This is a genomic window from Bradyrhizobium sp. Rc2d (genome assembly GCF_900099855.1).
In the GTDB taxonomy this organism is placed as follows: Bacteria; Pseudomonadota; Alphaproteobacteria; order Rhizobiales; family Xanthobacteraceae; genus Bradyrhizobium.
Window position 1 is genome coordinate 81,676 of record NZ_FNCU01000031.1, and the last position, 18,424, is coordinate 100,099.

Below are 18,424 nucleotides of genomic sequence, written 5' to 3' on the forward strand. Positions count from 1 at the left end.
AGGCTCAGGCCGCCTCGGCCAGAGACGGCGCCTCATACGTCTTGAAATGGTCGATCATGACCTTGGCGATGGCGACCAGTGGCAGCGCCAGCGCGAGGCCCCAGATTCCGAACACGACGCCGAGCAGGATCTGGAACGCGAACAGCGTGGCCGGCGGAATGTCCAGGGCCTGGCGCTGGAGGATCGGCGTCAGCACGTAGCTTTCCATGGCGTGGACGCCGAGGAACAGCAGCAGCGCGGACAGCGCCGCGATCCAGCCCGACGCAAGGCTCGCCAGCACCACGATGACCCCGGCGATGATGGCGCCGACGGTCGGGACAAAGGCGAGCAGGCCTGCCTGGATTCCCAGGATGAACGCGCCGGGGATGCCGATGACGGCAAGGCCGATCCAGGTCACCGCGCCGACCGCGAGCATGACCGTAATCTGCGCGATCAGCCAGCGCTCGAGCGTCTCGCTGATGCGGTCGATGATGAGGGTGATGCGCGTGCGATGTCTGGCCGGCGCGAGGAACAACAGGCCGTCGTGATAGACGCTGGGCTGGGCGGCGAAGGCGAGACCCAGGAACAGCACGATAAAAATGTTTCCGACACCGTGGATGGTGCCAAGCAGCAGCTTGAAGGTCTGGCTCACGATCGCCCCGCCGCTGGAGGCGAGCGCGCCGGCGCCGGGCAATGCACCGCGCGGGGGCGCTGCTGGTGAGGGCGTCGAGTCCGATGTTGTCGCCGCCGTGGCGTCAGGCGCCGCGTTGCCGAGATCGAAGAAGCTGGTGTCGATGCCGTGGCCTTCGAGGAAGGACCGGACGTTGGTGATCTGCGACTTGATGGTGTTGCTCAGCAGCGAGGCCTGCTCGGCGATGGTGGCACCGCCGAGATAGGCGACGCCCGCGAGCATCAGGGCGAGGGCGATGCAGACGATCGCGAGCCGGACGGGATGCGGCAGGTGCACGCGGCGGCCGAGCGCGCCCGTCAGCGCATTGAGGCCGAGGCCGAGCAGCATGCCGGTGAAGATCAGCAGCAAGGTGGCGGCAAAATACCAGGTGAAGACCAGCATTGCCGTGAACAGAACAACGCCGATGCCCCCGACCGAGATCGCCCAGGCGAGATCGGCACGAGGGCGGGGCCGTTCATCTGCGGGGATGGTCACATCGGGTCCTTTCGCCGGCTGCGGGGGAGGCACTTTTTCGCGAAATTCCGCCTCGGATCAAGCCGGTCGAAAACCGCCGGTTTGACGTTGTCCACGGTCTCATCGGGCGAACGCCACCGGCGTGAACGGCGCCGCGGCCGCCCTCCGACCGGGCATTTGCGCGAAAATAGCATTGCCGTCCCGCGATCCCTTCTGTTGAATTTGTTCCACCCCAAGGGCATGTTTGGAGAATCTTCTTACGGAGGAGGTCGGAACGGGAGATGAGAAAGCCGGTCGTCGGCGTGATCGGGAATGCCCATCGCGTCGAAAATCGATTTCAGGTCCAGATGGTCGGCGAGCGAAATCTGCGCGCCGTGGCCGAGGTCTCCGGTGGCTTGCCGGTGATGTTCGCGGGCTCGCCCGACATCACCGATATCGGGGCGCTGCTCGATACCGTCGACGGCGTCATCCTCACCGGCGCCCGGGCCAACGTGCACCCGACGCGTTTCAACGTCGATCCCTGCGAGAAGCACGAGCCCTACGACATCCACCGCGACGAGGTTGCGCTGGCGCTCTCGGTTGCCTGCGTCGCCCGCGGCATCCCGCTGTTCGGCATCTGCCGCGGCCTCCAGGAGATGAACGTCGCATTCGGCGGCTCGCTGCACCCCGAGATCCGCGAAATCCCGGGCCGCATGAATCACCGCATGCCCAGGCTCGAGAATGGCGAGATCCATCCCGATCCGACCGTGGTGTTCGCCGACCGCCACGACGTCGACCTGACGCCGGGCGGGGCGTTCGCGAAGATCCTCGGGTGCGAGAAGATCCGGGTCAATTCGCTGCACGGCCAGGGCATCCTGGAGCCCGGCAAACGTGTGCTGATCGAAGGCGTCGCCGAGGATGGCACCATCGAGGCGATCCGCATCGCCGAAGCCCCGACCTTCGCGCTCGGCGTGCAATGGCACGCCGAATACGATCCGCAGCACAATCCGATCAACCGCAAGCTGTTCGAGGCCTTTGGCGAAGCGCTCGTGGCGCGGCAGAAGGCGGTGGCGTAGGCTAAGCACACGTCGAGGCTTTGGGGGCCGACTCTCGGCACGCCGTCATTGCGAGCCAACGGGTCCGACGAATTCAATTCATCGAGCTCATGCTAGGCATGTGCGCTGATGAGCCGATCAATTCGATCTGCCGGAACGAGCCCATTAGGTCTGCATGGCTGCTACACCATCGATGGCTGCGGGCCTATAGAGGGGATGGACCGCCGTGCGCGGTGAGCGCTCGTGCGTACCACCATTTTCATAGAACTAGATTGTAACTGCCCCACGTAGCTTAATTCGGTTGTGAGGGCTCAACTCATGACGAAGTACTTTTCGAAGCGCATCGTGACTGATGTGTTCGTAGTCGTCATATCGGTGGTGACAATCACGATTGCAGCGACATCGTTGGGCGAGCCCATTGTTGCAGGGATTGCTGCTTCTGTTCCGGGCCCATTCCATCTTGCGACGGAAAGGACACTTGCAGGTGCCGGGCCGAGCAAACCGACGCTCGCCCGCGCGCCAACGGGTTGTCGGCTTCGATCTGCTCCTCTGCAATGGAACGTGGACTGGCTTTTCCGTCCGCCTGCCGCTCCCACACGATGAATGCGATCCCAATTGAGGGCGCGGCAAAGATGGGCGGCCCGTGTTTCGCCCATGCGCCTTCCAAATCTCGGGCGGCATAAACCAATCAGTAGGAATTGGTCCGCTCCGATTTTTGCGGCTCTGATTTGTTCTTTGAGAACGAAGTGGAGTCAGATGCAGAACGAAAGCTGGCGGTGAGGTGCAAAGTTCATCTTTCCAGTGCGGTTGAATCGTAGACGCGCTCAGTTGGTCGTCTGGTGTCAGCCTCACACCGTCCGCTCCATCCGCCGGGTGCGGTAGGCCTGCGGCGACATCAGGGTCAGCTTGCGGAATGCCTTGCGAAAGCTGCTTTCGTCCTCGTAGCCGGCCGCCCGCGCGATGGTCTTGACCGGCTGCGCCGTCGTCTCCAGCAGCGTGCGCGCGTGCTCGACGCGGCGGCGCGTGATGAAGGCCCGCGGCGGCTCGTGCGTGAGCTCCTGAAACTTCCGGTTCAGCGTGCGCTCGCTGAGGCCGAGTGCGTCGGCGAGGCGCTTGACCGTCATCGGACGCTTGCCCGCGCGCCGAACCAGCAGGTCGGCCCTGGTCAGCAGCGGATCCTGCGACAGCAGGTAACCGACGGGCATGAAGATCGACTGGCTGCGCTGCGCGGTGTCGATGACGACGTAATCGGCGCACAACTTTGCGATCTCCTTGCCGTCGACCATCTCGATCAGTCTGAGCAGGAGGTCGACCCACGACATCGGTCCGGCCGCGCAGACGAGGCGGTCCGCGCAGGTGATGACGGCGTCCGGGGCGAGGTCGATCGCGGGATGGCGTTGCCGCAGCTCGTTTTGCAGCCACCAGGTGATGGTGGCGCGGCGGTTGTCGAGCAGGCCGGCGCCGGCCAGCAGAAATACGCCGCTGCAAAATGCACCGATCAGCCGGCCATTTGCGTGCTGCTGCCGGAGCCAGGCGCCGGCGCGGGCATATTGCGGTTGCAGGCGCGCGGCCGTGACGTGGTCGACGAGATTGCCGGGGACGATGATCGCGTCGAAGCTGCCGCGGCTCGTGGTCGCGCCATCGACCGAAACCAACTGGCCGCCGCCGGCGCGCACCGCCTTGCCATCGAGCGAGAGCGTCTGGCAGGCGAACCGGGATTTTGCTCCGCTCTGCTGCATCACGTGGTTGGCGAGCGACAGGACGTCGGCGACGCCGGCGATCGCCGAATGCATGCAGCCTTCCAGCGCCAGAATTGCGAGCTTCATAGGACCTCCGGGCGATGCGACGATCCTATCCGATCGGCGTGCGGGTGCGTGGCGGAAATTGCCCGATCTCTGTCTTATCCGCCACTGCCTGGCCGCCAGTGTCCGGTCCAATCTGCCGCCGTCGTCACACGACATGATTGGAGAAAGACATGCCTTACGTCACCATTTCCACCGTCCGCGGCATCCTGGACGCTGTGCAGAAGAAGACGCTGCTCGAACGCGTCACCGACCTCCTGGTCGAGGTCGAAGGGCAGGGCAACCCCGATTTCCGCCGCAACGTCTGGGTGAGGATCGAGGAGCACGAGCCCTCGCACTGGTCGCTCGGCGGCATGCAGCCGACGAGCGAGATCATCGCGAGCACGTTCGGACCGATCGGCGCGGACGGCGTGAGGGTGGCACGCTAGCAGCGCCTGGCGCGGGGCGGATCAGCCGTAGGCAGGTCCGCCACTGCCTCTGCTCAACCGATCACATCGCCATCCTACTGGCCATTTGCATTGCGTTGCACAATCGCAACGTTGGTCTCCATGCGCAGCATTGAGGTTCACAAGGGGAACACCATATGCTCTGTAAGGGAGCCCTTGCCGTGCAAACCATGAAGGCGGCCCTCGTTGCGGCGATCACCGTCGTGGCATTGATCTGCTGCCTCCTTCCCAGCTCAGCGGAGGAGAGCAGCCGCCTTGCACTGATTGTTTCGATCGACGGGGCCATTGGCCCTGCGTCAGCCAGCTATGTGCGGGAGGCTTTGGCCAAGGCGAGCGAACGGCGCGCCGAGATCGTGCTTCTGAGAATGAACACGCCCGGCGGTCTCAATTCGAGCATGCGCGAGATCATCGCGGATGTGCTCGCCTCGCCCATCCCCGTCATCGGCTACGTCGCTCCCTCCGGCGCCCACGCGGCGAGTGCCGGGACCTATATCCTTTATGCGACCCATATCGCGGCGATGGCACCAGGCACCAATATCGGTGCGGCGACGCCGGTCCAGATTGGCGGACCGCTGCCGGGCCTGCCGAGCGGTGCACCCGACAAGGATGGCAAAGACAAGAAGGATGAGCCGAAGGACGCGATGACGGCGAAGGCCACGAACGACGCCGTTGCCTTTATCCGCAGCCTCGCCGAACTGCGCAGCCGCAATGCGGACTGGGCGGAGAAGGCGGTCCGTGAGGCCGCCACTCTCTCTGCCAACGGCGCGCTAGAGGCCCATGCCATCGATCTCGTCGCGCGGGACCAGGCTGAATTGCTGCGGCAGCTCGATGGCCGTGTGGTGGAGGTTGCAGGCGGCAAGACGCAACGCCTCGCGACGAAGGATGCGGTCGTCGAAGCCATCGAGCCGGGACGGATATCCCGCTTCCTGGCGGTCATCACCGATCCGAACGTGGCGTTCATTCTCCTGATGGTCGGCATCTACGGTCTGATCTTCGAGTTCATGTCTCCCGGAGCCGTCGCTCCCGGAGTCGTCGGCGCGATCTGCCTGCTGATCGGCCTCTACGCGCTCAATTTGCTGCCGATCAACTATGCCGGCCTCGCCCTGATGCTGGTCGGACTCGTGCTTCTCACCGTCGAAGCCTTCAATCCAACAGTGGTGATCGGTCTCGGAGGGATCATCGCTTTCGTGCTGGGTGCGCTGATGCTGTTCAGGGTCGAGGCGCCCGGCTACCAGCTGTCGTGGTGGGTGATCGGCATCACTACAGCTGTGTTCGTCGGCTTTGCACTGGTCGTGCTTGGTTCGCTTCGGCGGGCCGCCAAGGCTCCTGAACGGGTCGGCGCGCAGGCCATGCGAGGCTTGTCCGCCGAAATTCTCGACTGGAACGGGAACGAGGGTCATGTGTTCGCCCATGGTGAACGCTGGCAGGCGCGCGGCGCCGACACGTTCGAGCCCGGAGAGACGGTCGAAGTTGCCAGCGTCGTCGACCTGACGCTGCTGATACGGCGCGCACCGGCGAGGACCGGTGAGGGAGGTACATCATGATGCTGGAATATCTGACCTATGCGGCGCTCGCGCTGCTAGTCGTCATATTTCTGTCCCAGGCCATTCGAATCCTGCGCGAATATGAGCGCGGCGTCGTCTTTACGCTCGGCCGCTTTACCGGCGTGAAGGGCCCGGGCCTCATCCTCCTCATTCCGGTCGTGCAGCAACTCGTCAAGGTCGATCTACGGGTGATGGTGCAGGTCGTGCCGCCGCAGGACGTGATCTCGCGGGACAACGTGTCCGTCAAGGTCAACGCCGTTCTGTACTTCCGCATCGTCGACCCCGAGCGCGCCATCATCAAGGTCGGCGATTTCATGGCGGCGACCAGCCAGCTCGCCCAGACCACGTTGCGTTCGGTGCTCGGCAAGCACGAGCTCGACGAGATGCTTGCCGAGCGCGACAGGTTGAACGCCGACATCCAGGAGATCCTCGACAAGCAGACCGACGTCTGGGGCATCAAGGTCACCGGCATAGAGATCAAGGACGTCGATATCAACGAAACCATGGTTCGCGCCATTGCCAAACAGGCTGAGGCCGAGCGCTTGCGGCGGGCCAAGGTGATCAATGCGATGGGCGAGCAGCAGGCCGCCGAAAAGCTCGTCGAAGCCGGCCGGATCCTCGCGCAGGAGCCTCAGGCCATGCAGCTGCGTTATTTCGCGGCTCTGCACGACATCGCCGGTGAAAGGTCGTCGACCGTCGTGTTTCCGCTACCGATGGGCTTGCTCGACCATTTGATGCCGCGGCCTAACAACCCGTAGCCGTAAGCGGCGAAGATGACCCATCTTCGGCCTAAATGGGCGTGTCGAATGTTGATGCCTACTTAAACGGGAGCAACATTCGATGACCAAGCACGCCGTTAGCCCACCAAGCCGCTGCCAACGCCGGACATTCATGCTTGCCGTTCCGCTGGTCGCCTTCGCACTTTGTTCGTGGCCGATCGGCGGAGCGGCGCAGGCCGCAGAGCCCGGTAAGGATACCCCTGCCGCCAATCTGCCCCGCATTCTCGTGCTGGCGACGGGCGGCACCATCGCGGGCCAGGCCGACCCGCGCGCGACGGGCGCGTACAAATCCGGCCAGATCACGGGCGAGCAGCTGATGCAGTCAGTGCCGGGCCTGGACAAGCTGGCGAAGCTGAACGCCGAGCAGATTTCGTCGATCGGATCCCAGGACATGAACGACAAGGTCTGGTTTGCGCTGGCCCGCCGCATCCAGGAGGCCTTCGACAAGAATGAAGCCGATGGCGTCGTCATCACCCATGGCACCGATACGCTGGAGGAGACCGCATTCTTTCTCGACAACGTGGTGCGCGGCGACAAGCCCGTGGTGATCGTCGGCTCGATGCGGCCGGCCACGGCGGTGAGCGCGGACGGCCCCGGCAATCTCTACGAGGCCGTGCAGGTGGCCGCCGATCCGCGCTCGCGCGGGCGGGGCGTCATGGCGGTGCTGAACGACAAGATTCAGGGCGCCCGCTCGGTCACCAAGACCAACACCACGAGCATCGAGACGTTCAATACGTCCAATGACGGGCCGATCGGTTATGTCGACACCGCCGGCGGCATCCGTTTCATGACCCAGGCCGCCGGCCTCAAGCGCGCCACCTATCAGCTGCCGGCAGGGGAGCAATTGCCGCGCGTCGCGATCGTCTACTCTCACGCCAACATGGACGCCGTTCCGATCGAGGATGCCATCTCGCACGGCGCCAAGGGCATCGTGCTCGCCGGCGTCGGCGACGGCAATACGTCCAAGCCCGCCCTCGAAGCGCTTGAAGCGGCGGCGAAGAAGGGCGTCATCGTCGTCCGTTCGACGCGGGTCCGCTCCGGCTTCGTCACCCGAAACGTCGAGGTCGATGACGACAAGAATGGGTTCGTCGTGTCCGAGGACCTCAATCCCCAGAAGGCGCGCGTTCTCACCCAATTGCTGATCGCGAGCGGTGTGACGGCGCCGGCCGAATTGCAGAAGGCTTTCACCGCGACTTGGTAGCGGCTGGCTCGTATCTTGTAGGGTGGGTTAGCTTAGCGGGTTGCGCGAAGCGCAAATCGCTAGGCGTAACCCACCAATTTCGTTCCGTATTTGCTGAAGCATGGTGGGTTACGCCAGCGGACTGCGCTTCGCAGCCGCCAGCTAACCCACCCTACAGACCCAACGGCCCAAACGAAAAGGCGCTCCTTTCGGAGCGCCTTTTGCTTGTCGTATTCTGTTCGAGCCGATCAGCCTGTAGGATGGGTTGAGCCCTTGCGAAACCCATCGCTTCCTTCTCTAATCACATTCCATTATGACGGGTTATGGGGGCAGCTTCTTCTTCACCGTCAATCTGGCGGAGCGGAGGCGTTCTTTGCTGACAGATCATGTTGACGTACTACGCGCGGCGTTTCGCGAAACACGCCAGCGTCATCCATTCACGATGGATGCCGTCGTTGTGCTACCAGATCATCTCCATGCGGTATGGACGCTGCCCGAGGGCGACGCCGATTTTGCAACACGCTGGCGACTGATCAAATCCGCCTTCTCCCGCGGCGTCGCGCGCGGCGAGCGGATATCCTCGAGCCGCGCCGCAAAGGGCGAGCGCGGCATCTGGCAGCGCCGCTATTGGGAGCACACCATTCGCGATGAAGACGACTTCGTTCGGCATGTCGACTACGTCCACATCAATCCCGTCAAGCATGGGCTCGTTCCGCGGGTGCGCGACTGGGCATTGTCCTCGTTTCATCACCATGTGAAACTTGGAAACTATCCGGTGGACTGGGCGGGCGATCATTCCGAGGACACCCACGAATACGGTGAAAGACGACGGGACAAATGATGGGTTTCGCAAGGGCTCAACCCATCCTACGAATTCCGACAACTCCCGAAACGAAAAGGCGCTCCTTTCGGAGCGCCTTTTGCTTGTCGTATTCTGTTCGAGCCGATCAGCCCGAATAGTACATGTCGAACTCGATCGGGTGCGGGGTCATCTCGAAGCGCTCGACTTCGGTCATCTTCAGCTCGATATAGGCATCGATGAAATCGTCGTCGAACACGCCGCCGGCCTTGAGGAAGGCGCGGTCCTGGTCGAGATTCTCGAGGGCTTCACGCAAGCTGCCGCACACCGTCGGGATCTGCTTCAGCTCTTCCTTCGGCAGATCGTAGAGATCCTTGTCCATCGCCGGACCCGGATCGATCTTGTTCTTGATGCCGTCGAGGCCGGCCATCAGCATCGCGGCGAAGCCGAGATAGGGGTTGGCGAGCGGATCGGGGAAGCGCACCTCGACACGCTTGGCCTTCGGCGAAGCGGTGTAGGGGATGCGGCAGGAGGCCGAGCGGTTGCGCGCGGAGTAGGCGAGCAGCACGGGGGCCTCATAGCCCGGGACCAGACGCTTGTAGGAGTTGGTCGAGGGATTGGTGAAGGCGTTGATCGCCTTGGCATGCTTGATGATGCCGCCGATGTAGTGGAGGCATGTCTCCGACAGGTCGGCGTATTTGTTGCCGGCGAACACCGGCTTGCCTTCCTTCCAGATCGACTGGTGCACGTGCATGCCCGAACCGTTGTCGCCGTAGACCGGCTTCGGCATGAAGGTGGCGGTCTTGCCGTAGATGTGCGCGACCTGGTGGGTGCAGTATTTGTAGATCTGGAGGTGGTCGGCCATCAGCGTCAGCGTGTCGAACTTCATGCCGAGCTCGTGCTGGGCGGAGGCGACCTCGTGGTGATGCTTCTCGACCTTGACGCCCATCTTGGCCATGGCCCCGAGCATCTCCGAGCGCATGTCCTGCACGGAGTCCTGCGGCGGAACCGGGAAGTAGCCGCCCTTGGTGCGGACGCGGTGGCCGAGATTGCCGCCTTCATATTCAGTGTCGGAGTTGGTCGGCAGCTCCGAGGAGTCGAGGCGGAAACCGGTGTTGTAGGGGGTCGAGGAGAAGCGCACGTCGTCGAACACGAAGAACTCGGCCTCGGGGCCGACGAAGACGGTGTCGCCTACGCCCATCGACTTCACCATCGCCTCCGCCTTCTTGGCGATGCCGCGGGGGTCGCGGTTGTAGGGCTCGCCGGTGGTCGGCTCGAGCACGTCGCAGGTGATGACCATCGTGGTCTCGGCGAAGAACGGATCGATCGTCGCAGTCACCGGATCGGGCATCAGGCACATGTCGGACTCGTTGATCGCCTTCCAGCCGGCGATCGAGGAGCCGTCGAACATCGTCCCTTCGGCGAAAATGTCCTCATCGATCATGCTGACGTCGAACGTCACATGCTGCCACTTGCCGCGCGGATCGGTGAAGCGCAGGTCGACGTATTTGACGTCGTTGTCCTTGATCGATTTCAGGACGTCTTTGGCGGTCTTCATGCATACCCCTTTTGGCTCTGCGGGTCGGTTTCCAGATGAGCAAGATTATTCTCGCTTGGGCGAGTTTGGCGCGACCGCACAAACGAAATCAGGCCGCCGAAGCAGCCTTATTTCCTGTCAGAGTGTCGCAAAATGCGGGATAGCACCCGGCTCAGATAGCGTCCAGCCCGGATTCGCCGGTTCGGATGCGGATCGCCTCTTCGACGTTGGAGACGAATATCTTGCCGTCCCCGATGCGCCCGGTCTGCGCGGCGCGGCGGATCGCCTCGATGGCGCGCTCGACCAGATCGTCGCCGATCACGATCTCGATCTTCACCTTGGGCAGGAAGTCGACGATGTATTCTGCGCCGCGGTAGAGTTCGGCGTGACCCTTCTGCCGGCCAAAGCCCTTGGCCTCGGTGACGGTGATGCCCTGAAGGCCGACTTCCTGAAGCGCTTCCTTCACCTCGTCGAGCTTGAATGGCTTGATGATGGCTTCGATTTTCTTCACTGCGCGCCTCCCGGCCTCTCGATCAAATAGCAACGTCTTCGTCAGGATGCGCTTTGTCACGCACGATCTTGTCTTCGCTATGCCGGGATGCCTGACCAGCCCGGCAACAACGGCCGGCCACACCCTGATGAATGCCAGTGAGCACGACAAACCGAAGCGGCTTCCTCGAAAGCAGGGTCTATGCCAAGTTGCAAATGCCCTGATTATTGGAGCGTTATCAGCCTTTTAACGAGCACAATCTGATAGGTGGCGCCGACTGGCCCAAAATACCGCAGACTACGAAATAGGCAAACGGTTCAATATATGTGCAGATCGTTGTTCCGTGGGATGGGTCGGCGCGGAACGTGCCCGTTGAACGGGCGTTTGGACCAGGGAAGTGGCATGGAAGTTCTGACCAACGCTGAAATGCAGCGCGCCGATCAGCTCAGTATCGCGGCAGGCACGCCCGGCTTCAAGCTGATGCTCAGCGCCGGCCAGGCGGTCGCCGAGGCGGCCAATGCGCTGGTCGAGGAGGGGCCGATCCTGATCGTCGCCGGCCCCGGCAACAATGGCGGCGACGGTTTTGTCGCAGCCGCCGAGCTCGCCGCCCAGGGCCGCGAGATCTCGGTGATCCTGATGTGCGAACGCGACCAGCTCCAGGGTGACGCCGCCTCCGCCGCGCGGGGCTGGAAGCACCCGGTGCTCCCGTTCAATCCGCAGGCGATCGGAAAGCCGGCGCTGATTATCGATGCGCTGTTCGGCGCGGGCCTCAGCCGTCCCGTCGACGGCGAGGCGCGCGCCATGATCGAGGCGATCAACGGCAACGGCGCCTTGGTGCTGGCCGTCGACCTGCCGAGCGGCATCAACGGCACCAGCGCCGCCGTGATGGGCGCGGCCGTGAATGCCACGGAGACCGTGACCTTCTTCCGCAAGAAGCCGGCGCATCTGTTGCTGCCGGGCCGCATGCATTGCGGCCGTGTGCGCGTCGCCGACATCGGCATCGACGCGAGCGTGCTGGATGAGATCGCCCCGCAGCTCTTCGAGAACGATCCGGATTTCTGGGGCGCCGCCTTTCCGGTTCCACGCATCGACGGCCACAAATTTGCGCGGGGCCATGTACTGGCCGTCTCCGGTGACGCAGCCGCGACAGGCGCTGCGCGGCTCGCCGCGCGCGGGGCGCTGCGGGCCGGCGCGGGCCTCGTGACGCTGGCGAGCCCGCGCGATGCGCTCGCGATCAATGCCAGCGCGCTGACCGCGGTGATGGTTCGCCCGGTCGACACCGCGATCGAGTTCGGCGAGATCCTCGGCGACAAGCGCTATAACACCTGCATGATCGGCCCCGGCGCGGGCGTCGGCGAGCGCACCTGCGATCTCGTTCATACCGCACTGACGGCGCAGCGGCATCTGGTGCTGGACGCGGACGCGCTGACGAGCTTTGCCGCAAAGCCAGAGCGACTGTTCGAATCGATCAGGTCCTCGCAGGACAATGCGGTGGTGCTGACCCCGCACGAGGGCGAATTTCCGCGGCTGTTCTCGGATCTCAGCAACAAGCATCCCGGCCGGTCCAAGCTCGAGCGCGTGCGCGCCGCCGCCGAGCGCTGCGGCGCTGTCGTGCTGCTGAAGGGACCGGACACGACGGTCGCGGCCCCTGACGGCCGCGCCACCATCGCCGCCAACGCGCCGCCCTGGCTCGCCACCGCCGGCGCCGGCGACGTGCTCTCGGGCATCATCGCAGGCCTCCTGGCGCAAGGCGTGCCGGCCTTTGAGGCCGCCAGCATCGGCGTCTGGATGCATGGCGAGGCGGGAAGCGAGGCGGGGCCGGGGCTGATCGCGGAAGACCTGACCGAGACGCTGCCGGCCGTGCACCGGCGGATCTATGATGCGCTCGGGGTGGAGTACTAGTGCTGAGGCAGCTCGCACTCGCGGACATGGGTGCGGCCGCCCAGGTCCATCGGATTGCGTTCGACCAGGCGATGCCGTGGCTCGCCGGGTTGCACACGCCGGACGAGGACCGCTGGTTCTACCGCGAGCGTGTTTTCCGACATGCCGCGTGTGGGGACGCTTCCACGACGAAGTGCTCGGCGGGATCATTGCATTCCGTGAGGGCTGGATCGAGCAGCTCTACGTGCTTCCGGTTGCCCAGGGTCGTGGTGTCGGTACCGAACTCCTTGACGTTGCCAAAGAGGCCTGCGATCGACTCGAGCTCTGGACCTTCCAATGCAACGCGCCGGCCGGGCGCTTCTATGAAGCGCGCGGATTTGCGCTGGTCGAGCAGACCGATGGGGTGCGGAACGAGGAACGGGAGCCCGACGCTCGGTACCTCTGGACGCGCCAATAGGCGCTCACTCCACCGCGTACCAGCGCACGAGCCGCGGGGCGGCCCAGTCGGTCAGAACGGATTCGATCAGCCATCGTCCGGATGAGGTCGCCGCGAATGCGATGCGCTGGGTCTGGCCGGGCTCGATCGCGAGCGTATCAAGCCAGTAGGGCTTCCAGCCGTCGTCGAGCTTGTCGAGCAGGCGGAAATGGTGGCCGTGCAGGTGGAACACGGTCGTGACCGGGGCGGGGTTCTTCAGCGCCAGCACGATCGTGCGGCCGGCCTTGGCGCGGAAGGTCGGGGCGGAGGCGGTGGAGAAATTGACGGGCCGCGTCCAGCCGGCGTCGGCTGCGCCGAGCGCGACATCGAACCGCAGGGCGCCTTTCAGGTCGAGGTTGTCAGGCAGCCCGTTGGAGGGCAGCGGCTGCGGATCAAATAGCGGAGCGCGCCGCTCCCGATAGCCTGATATCGTCAGCTTGCCGACCTGGCGGGCCTCCTTGCCGTCATGCAGCAGGAATGCGGCCGATGTGGCCGTGTCCACAAACGCGTCGGCCCGCGCGCCGGGGGCCAGCACCAGCGCCCCGCTGCGCGCCGAAAACGGCTCGGCCGGTTGTCCGTCCAGGGCCATCACGCGGACGTCGTGGCTTTCCAATTTGATCGCCAGAACAGTACGTTGGGAGCCGTTGATAAAGCGCAGCCGCAGCCGCTCATTGGCCGCGGCTGAGAGTTCGAATGAAGTCTGTCCGTTGATCGTATAGAGCGGCGTCGTGTCCTTGGGATCGCGCCCCGGAGGAAGCGCGGTCCCATCCGGCCGCACGCGCCATTCCTCGATCAGCAAAACCTCGTCACGATCGACAGCGACCCGATCTGTCTCCTCGGCGATGACCGGAAGCGGGCGCGCGGGTTGCTTCAGGCCGTCCTCGAAGAGGCGGAAGTCGGCCAGCAGGGTTCCTGCATTAGATATTGAAATAATTGATGTTTCAGTCGCGTCCGGGGCCGTCGGCGCGCGCCCCCGGAGAGGATCGGAAGTGGCCGGGCCGGTCAGGCCGTACCAGACTGGTGCAAGCGGCACACGCAGCTCGTTCCGGAACACCACCTCGCAGCGGTTGCCGCGCTTGAGACGGACGTTTCCCAGGTGGCTTACCGCGGCCAGCTCCCAGATTGGTGTCGGCGGCTGACCCGGCGTCAAGGCCAGCGTGGCCGGTCGTGCCTGGAGCGCGAGCTGGGCGGTCACGAGCGGGCCTGCGCCGCCGCCGATCAGCCCGGCCGCCGAGGCGCCAAGTCCAGTCAAAAGTCCGGTCAAAACCTCGCGTCGGCTCGGGTCAAAAATCCGCGTTGTCATGGCCGATCCGGATCACGCCGCGCTGGATAAGTCCAGCCGTCGTGCCTACTTGAAGCTTGCCTCCAACCGGCCATTTTTTTGCTGCGAACAGTCAGGCACATGCTATAAGCCCGGCCGCCCGCGGCATCGCGGCCGGTCTTGATGCAAATTCACGCGGGCGTGGCGGAACTGGTAGACGCGCTGGATTTAGGTTCCAGTGACGAAAGTTGTGGGGGTTCGAGTCCCTCCGCCCGCACCAAGCGCTTTCAGCGTTTGCACGGATTACGAGACCTGCTTCCGCGCGGATTTTGTCCGCTTGGAGCCGGTCCAATGAACCACCGGCGTTGAGGCGTTTGCCTCGCGTCGGATCGATTAATGACAGCGTCCCGACGCATGCGCGCCGGGACCGAACGAGAAGATTGGACGCCATGCAGGTCACAGAGACCCTCTCGGAAGGTTTGAAGCACGAGTTCAAGATCAGCGTCCCTGCGTCAGATCTCGACGCCAAGGCCGATGCCAAGCTCGTCGATCTCAAGGACAAGGTCCGTCTCAACGGCTTCCGTCCCGGCAAGGTGCCGGTCGGTCACCTGAAGAAGGTCTATGGCCGCTCGGTGATGGCCGAGACCATCGACCAGACCATCCGCGACACCAACACGCAGCTGTTCTCCGAGCGCGGCTTCCGCCTCGCGACCGAGCCGAAGATCACCATGCCGACCGAGCAGGCTGAGGTCGAGGAGCTGCTGAGCGGCAAGACCGATCTGACCTACACCGTCGCGATCGAGGTGGTGCCGGCCATTGCGCTCGCCGACTTCAAGACCTTCGAGGTCGAGAAGCCCGTCGTCGACGTCACCGAATCCGACGTCGACGAGGCGATCAAGCGCATCGCCGATTCCAATCGCACCTTTGCCGCCAAAGGCGAGGGCGCCAAGGCCGCCTCCGGCGATCGTGTCACCATCAACTTCAAGGGCACCATCAACGGTGAGGCCTTCGAGGGCGGCACCGGCGAGGGCATCCAGGTCCTGATCGGCTCCAACACCTTCATCCCCGGCTTCGAAGAGCAGCTGACCGGCATCGGCGCCAACGAGACGCGCACGCTGAAAGTGTCGTTCCCGAAAAACTACATGAACGACAAGCTTGCCGGCCAGCCGGCCGAGTTCGAGACCACCGCGACGCTGATCGAGGCGCCGCAGGATCTCGCGATCGACGACGAGTTCGCCAAGACGCTCGGCCTCGAATCGCTCGACAAGCTGAAGGAAGCCGCGCGCGAGCGGCTGGCCGCCGAGTTCGCGACCGCGACGCGTCAGCGCGTCAAGCGCGCGCTGCTCGACCGCCTCGACGAGGCGCATCGCTTCGATGCGCCGCCCTCGCTGGTCGACGAGGAGTTCAATCTGATGTGGAACTCGGTCAAGGCCGAGATGGCTTCGGCCGGCAAGACCTTTGCCGACGAGAACACCACTGAAGACGCCGCCAAGGAAGAGTACCGCAAGATCGCCGACCGCCGCGTGCGCCTCGGCCTCGTGCTCTCCGAGATCGGCGAGAAGAACAAGATCACCGTGACCGACGACGAGGTCGGCCGCGCCGTGATCGAGCGCGCGCGCCAGATGCCCGGCCGTGAGAAGGAAGTCTGGGACTATTACCGCAACAACGCCCAGGCGCTGGCCCAGCTTCGTGCACCAATCTATGAGGACAAGGTCGTCGACTTCATCCTCGAACTCGCCAAGGTGACCGAGAAGAAGGTCTCGCGCGAGGAGCTCTACAAGGATGACGAGGCGGAAAAGAGCGCTGCCTGAAGGCGTTGAGAAAGCCTTCCATTAAGAATGATCAGCGAAGGGGCTCAGCTAGCCAGATGGCCGGCTGGGCCTCTTTGCGCGAATCAGCTTCAACTGCCCGACGGGTTAAGCCTTAATGCGCTCCGCACTTGTCAGGCGCGAATTGGGCTATATCTGTCGGTACACCCTGTACTCAATGTTCTACCTCTACCAAGTTCCTGCATCACAGGACGTCCATCCGCCTTCCGGCCAATCCAGCCAAACTGGCAGCCAGCCTGGCGATGTCCGTCTCCGAAACCCTAGGTGACTCATGCGCGATCCGGTTGAAACCTACATGAACCTCGTGCCCATGGTGGTCGAGCAGACCAACCGTGGCGAGCGCGCCTACGACATTTTCTCGCGCCTGTTGAAGGAGCGCATCATCTTCGTGACCGGGCCGGTCGAGGACGGCATGTCGACGCTGATCGTCGCGCAGCTGTTGTTCCTTGAGGCGGAAAATCCGAAGAAGGAAATCTCGATGTACATCAACTCGCCGGGGGGCGTGGTGACGTCGGGCCTTGCCATCTACGACACCATGCAGTTCATCCGTCCGCCGGTCTCGACGCTGTGCACGGGACAGGCGGCCTCGATGGGCTCGCTGCTGCTTGCCGCCGGCGAGAAGGATATGCGCTTCTCGCTGCCGAACGCGCGCATCATGGTCCACCAGCCCTCCGGCGGCTTCCAGGGCCAGGCCACCGACATCATGCTGCACGCTCAGGAAATCCTGAACCTGAAGAAGCGGCTCAACGAGATCTACGTGAAGCACACCGGCCAGACCTACAAGTCGATCGAGGACGCGCTGGAACGCGACAAGTTCCTGACTGCGAACGACGCCAAGGAGTTCGGTCTGGTCGACAAGGTCATTGACAAGCGCGCCGAGGAGCCGACGCCGGCGAGAACCCCATTATAGCACTACCGGGGCGTTACGGCGATCCCTCGGGATCGCCGCGTGGCGTCAGTGCGGTGTTCACGTTAAGGGCGCGTGCGCGCGCCGCACAACGCGGTTTTGCGCCCTGCGGCAGGCGGAAAGTTCCGCTTTCGTGCTTGTTTTTCGTGGCAATCCAGCAACGCCGGGGTGATTTCGATCACTTCGCTCGTGCCAAGACCGGAAATCACGGTATTGTCACGGGTAGCCGGCGAGCCCCGATTAGCGAATTCTTGATAGTCGGGTGACAGCATGGTTGGCTACGATTGATCGGCTATGATCGCGGAGAATCGAGCGACCGTGATTCGCACGGGATGTAACGCGTAGGGTCTTTTTTGGTACGGAATTTGCTCTACTTAAGCTTCATGCCGGCCATCGTGTCGGAATGGAGCGATCGAGCGGAACGGGATCGAACCGCGGACGGAGACATGAATGAGTAAGGTCGGCACGAGCGACTCCAAGAACACGCTATATTGCTCGTTCTGCGGCAAGAGCCAGCACGAAGTCCGCAAACTGATCGCGGGTCCCACGGTCTTCATCTGCGACGAGTGCGTTGAGCTCTGCATGGACATCATCCGCGAGGAGAACAAATCCTCGCTGGTCAAGTCGCGCGACGGCATTCCGACGCCGAAGGAAATCTGCAAGGTGCTGGACGACTACGTAATCGGCCAGAGCCATGCGAAGAAGGTCCTGTCGGTCGCGGTGCACAACCACTACAAGCGCCTCAATCACCAGACCAAGCACAACGACGTCGAGCTCGCGAAGTCGAACATCCTGCTGATCGGTCCGACCGGTTCGGGCAAGACGCTGCTCGCGCAGACGCTCGCCCGCATCCTGGACGTGCCGTTCACGATGGCGGACGCGACGACGCTGACCGAAGCCGGCTATGTCGGCGAGGACGTCGAGAATATCATCCTGAAGCTGCTTCAGTCCGCCGACTACAATGTCGAGCGCGCCCAGCGCGGCATCGTCTACATCGACGAAATCGACAAGATCAGCCGCAAGTCCGACAATCCCTCGATCACGCGCGACGTGTCGGGTGAGGGCGTGCAGCAGGCGCTGCTCAAAATCATGGAAGGCACGGTGGCTTCGGTCCCGCCGCAGGGCGGCCGCAAGCATCCGCAGCAGGAGTTCCTGCAGGTGGATACCACCAACATCCTATTCATCTGCGGCGGCGCCTTCGCCGGCCTCGAGAAGATCATCTCGGCGCGCGGGCGGTCGACCTCGATCGGCTTCGGTGCCCAGGTGCTCGCGCCGGAGGACCGCCGTACCGGCGAGATCTTCCGTCACGTCGAGCCTGAGGACCTTCTGAAATACGG

At 63.6% G+C, this 18,424-nt stretch carries 16 protein-coding genes, 1 tRNA gene and 1 pseudogene; 12 read left to right on the forward strand and 6 right to left on the reverse strand.

Features of this window, described 5'->3' with window-relative positions:
• Window positions 1-4 precede the first annotated feature (4 nt).
• The gene (locus BLV07_RS30540) at window positions 5-1,144 is read right to left on the reverse strand and encodes an AI-2E family transporter (RefSeq protein WP_091893340.1); all 1,140 of its coding nucleotides are present in this window, start codon (window positions 1,142-1,144) and stop codon (window positions 5-7) included.
• A 260-nt stretch (window positions 1,145-1,404) separates the two neighbouring features.
• On the opposite strand from BLV07_RS30540, the gene BLV07_RS30545 reads away from it, so the two are divergent.
• A complete protein-coding gene (locus tag BLV07_RS30545; RefSeq protein ID WP_091893342.1) occupies window positions 1,405-2,178 on the forward strand; it encodes a gamma-glutamyl-gamma-aminobutyrate hydrolase family protein in 774 nt (257 codons plus the stop codon).
• Between the two features lie 827 nt (window positions 2,179-3,005).
• Here the strand turns inward: BLV07_RS30545 and BLV07_RS30550 are convergent.
• Window positions 3,006-3,983: a GlxA family transcriptional regulator gene (locus BLV07_RS30550; protein WP_091893344.1), complete on the reverse strand. Its 978-nt coding sequence runs from the start codon at window positions 3,981-3,983 to the stop codon at window positions 3,006-3,008.
• A gap of 149 nt (window positions 3,984-4,132) precedes the next feature.
• Here BLV07_RS30550 and BLV07_RS30555 point away from each other — a divergent pair, with 149 nt between their 5' ends.
• The 5 genes from BLV07_RS30555 to BLV07_RS30575 all read left to right on the forward strand — a co-directional run bounded on the left by BLV07_RS30555 (window position 4,133) and on the right by BLV07_RS30575 (window position 8,749).
• Window positions 4,133-4,387 (forward strand): tautomerase family protein, encoded by a 255-nt coding sequence (locus tag BLV07_RS30555; RefSeq protein ID WP_091893346.1) that lies wholly within the window; start codon window positions 4,133-4,135, stop codon window positions 4,385-4,387.
• A gap of 179 nt (window positions 4,388-4,566) precedes the next feature.
• Window positions 4,567-5,949 (forward strand): NfeD family protein, encoded by a 1,383-nt coding sequence (locus BLV07_RS30560; protein ID WP_091893394.1) that lies wholly within the window; start codon window positions 4,567-4,569, stop codon window positions 5,947-5,949.
• On the forward strand, window positions 5,946-6,707 hold the full coding sequence (locus BLV07_RS30565) for a slipin family protein (protein ID WP_091893348.1): 762 nt from the start codon (window positions 5,946-5,948) through the stop codon (window positions 6,705-6,707). Before BLV07_RS30560 ends, BLV07_RS30565 begins: the two co-directional genes overlap by 4 nt.
• A gap of 82 nt (window positions 6,708-6,789) precedes the next feature.
• Complete coding sequence (locus tag BLV07_RS30570; RefSeq protein ID WP_091893350.1) at window positions 6,790-7,929, forward strand: asparaginase; 1,140 nt, start codon at window positions 6,790-6,792, stop codon at window positions 7,927-7,929.
• A gap of 292 nt (window positions 7,930-8,221) precedes the next feature.
• Complete coding sequence (locus BLV07_RS30575; protein ID WP_091893352.1) at window positions 8,222-8,749, forward strand: REP-associated tyrosine transposase; 528 nt, start codon at window positions 8,222-8,224, stop codon at window positions 8,747-8,749.
• Window positions 8,750-8,855: 106 nt separating this feature from the next.
• Here BLV07_RS30575 and glnA read toward each other — a convergent pair whose 3' ends face one another.
• Window positions 8,856-10,265, reverse strand: a complete 1,410-nt coding sequence (glnA, locus tag BLV07_RS30580; protein WP_091893354.1) for a type I glutamate--ammonia ligase — start codon at window positions 10,263-10,265, stop codon at window positions 8,856-8,858.
• 151 nt (window positions 10,266-10,416) lie between these two features.
• A complete protein-coding gene (locus tag BLV07_RS30585; RefSeq protein ID WP_091893396.1) occupies window positions 10,417-10,755 on the reverse strand; it encodes a P-II family nitrogen regulator in 339 nt (112 codons plus the stop codon).
• A gap of 381 nt (window positions 10,756-11,136) precedes the next feature.
• On the opposite strand from BLV07_RS30585, the gene BLV07_RS30590 reads away from it, so the two are divergent.
• Both BLV07_RS30590 and BLV07_RS30595 read left to right on the forward strand, forming a co-directional pair.
• Window positions 11,137-12,636 carry an NAD(P)H-hydrate dehydratase gene (locus BLV07_RS30590; protein ID WP_091893356.1) on the forward strand — a complete coding sequence of 500 codons (1,500 nt, stop codon included), beginning with the start codon at window positions 11,137-11,139 and terminating at the stop codon, window positions 12,634-12,636.
• A pseudogene (locus BLV07_RS30595) lies at window positions 12,636-13,072 on the forward strand (GNAT family N-acetyltransferase). Before BLV07_RS30590 ends, BLV07_RS30595 begins: the two are co-directional and overlap by 1 nt.
• A gap of 4 nt (window positions 13,073-13,076) precedes the next feature.
• Here the strand turns inward: BLV07_RS30595 and BLV07_RS30600 are convergent.
• A complete protein-coding gene (locus tag BLV07_RS30600; protein ID WP_091893358.1) occupies window positions 13,077-14,393 on the reverse strand; it encodes a multicopper oxidase family protein in 1,317 nt (438 codons plus the stop codon).
• 153 nt (window positions 14,394-14,546) lie between these two features.
• Here BLV07_RS30600 and BLV07_RS30605 point away from each other — a divergent pair.
• From BLV07_RS30605 to BLV07_RS30615, 3 genes are all read left to right on the forward strand, one after another.
• A tRNA-Leu gene (locus BLV07_RS30605) sits at window positions 14,547-14,631 on the forward strand.
• A 169-nt stretch (window positions 14,632-14,800) separates the two neighbouring features.
• Window positions 14,801-16,162 (forward strand): trigger factor, encoded by a 1,362-nt coding sequence (gene tig / locus BLV07_RS30610; RefSeq protein ID WP_091893360.1) that lies wholly within the window; start codon window positions 14,801-14,803, stop codon window positions 16,160-16,162.
• Between the two features lie 289 nt (window positions 16,163-16,451).
• The gene (locus BLV07_RS30615; RefSeq protein ID WP_091893362.1) at window positions 16,452-17,090 is read left to right on the forward strand and encodes an ATP-dependent Clp protease proteolytic subunit; all 639 of its coding nucleotides are present in this window, start codon (window positions 16,452-16,454) and stop codon (window positions 17,088-17,090) included.
• Between the two features lie 62 nt (window positions 17,091-17,152).
• Here the strand turns inward: BLV07_RS30615 and BLV07_RS46620 are convergent, their stop codons facing one another.
• Window positions 17,153-17,359, reverse strand: coding sequence for a hypothetical protein (locus BLV07_RS46620; protein WP_128933418.1), 207 nt, complete (start codon window positions 17,357-17,359; stop codon window positions 17,153-17,155).
• A gap of 178 nt (window positions 17,360-17,537) precedes the next feature.
• On the opposite strand from BLV07_RS46620, the gene clpX reads away from it, so the two are divergent.
• Window positions 17,538-18,424, forward strand: an 887-nt coding sequence (gene clpX / locus BLV07_RS30620) for an ATP-dependent Clp protease ATP-binding subunit ClpX (protein WP_091893364.1), incomplete at its 3' end; no start/stop codon positions are given.

What these genes read in the sequence shown, in the direction of transcription:
- BLV07_RS30545 (WP_091893342.1), top strand. Translation starts at nt 1,405, where the DNA reads ATGAGAAAGCCGGTCGTCGGCGTGATCGGGAATGCCCATCGCGTCGAA.
- BLV07_RS30550 (WP_091893344.1), bottom strand. Translation starts at nt 3,983, where the DNA reads ATGAAGCTCGCAATTCTGGCGCTGGAAGGCTGCATGCATTCGGCGATC.
- BLV07_RS30555 (WP_091893346.1), top strand. Translation starts at nt 4,133, where the DNA reads ATGCCTTACGTCACCATTTCCACCGTCCGCGGCATCCTGGACGCTGTG.
- BLV07_RS30565 (WP_091893348.1), top strand. Translation starts at nt 5,946, where the DNA reads ATGATGCTGGAATATCTGACCTATGCGGCGCTCGCGCTGCTAGTCGTC.
- BLV07_RS30570 (WP_091893350.1), top strand. Translation starts at nt 6,790, where the DNA reads ATGACCAAGCACGCCGTTAGCCCACCAAGCCGCTGCCAACGCCGGACA.
- BLV07_RS30575 (WP_091893352.1), top strand. Translation starts at nt 8,222, where the DNA reads ATGACGGGTTATGGGGGCAGCTTCTTCTTCACCGTCAATCTGGCGGAG.
- glnA (WP_091893354.1), bottom strand. Translation starts at nt 10,265, where the DNA reads ATGAAGACCGCCAAAGACGTCCTGAAATCGATCAAGGACAACGACGTC.
- BLV07_RS30590 (WP_091893356.1), top strand. Translation starts at nt 11,137, where the DNA reads ATGGAAGTTCTGACCAACGCTGAAATGCAGCGCGCCGATCAGCTCAGT.
- BLV07_RS30600 (WP_091893358.1), bottom strand. Translation starts at nt 14,393, where the DNA reads ATGACAACGCGGATTTTTGACCCGAGCCGACGCGAGGTTTTGACCGGA.
- tig (WP_091893360.1), top strand. Translation starts at nt 14,801, where the DNA reads ATGCAGGTCACAGAGACCCTCTCGGAAGGTTTGAAGCACGAGTTCAAG.
- BLV07_RS30615 (WP_091893362.1), top strand. Translation starts at nt 16,452, where the DNA reads ATGCGCGATCCGGTTGAAACCTACATGAACCTCGTGCCCATGGTGGTC.
- BLV07_RS46620 (WP_128933418.1), bottom strand. Translation starts at nt 17,359, where the DNA reads ATGCTGTCACCCGACTATCAAGAATTCGCTAATCGGGGCTCGCCGGCT.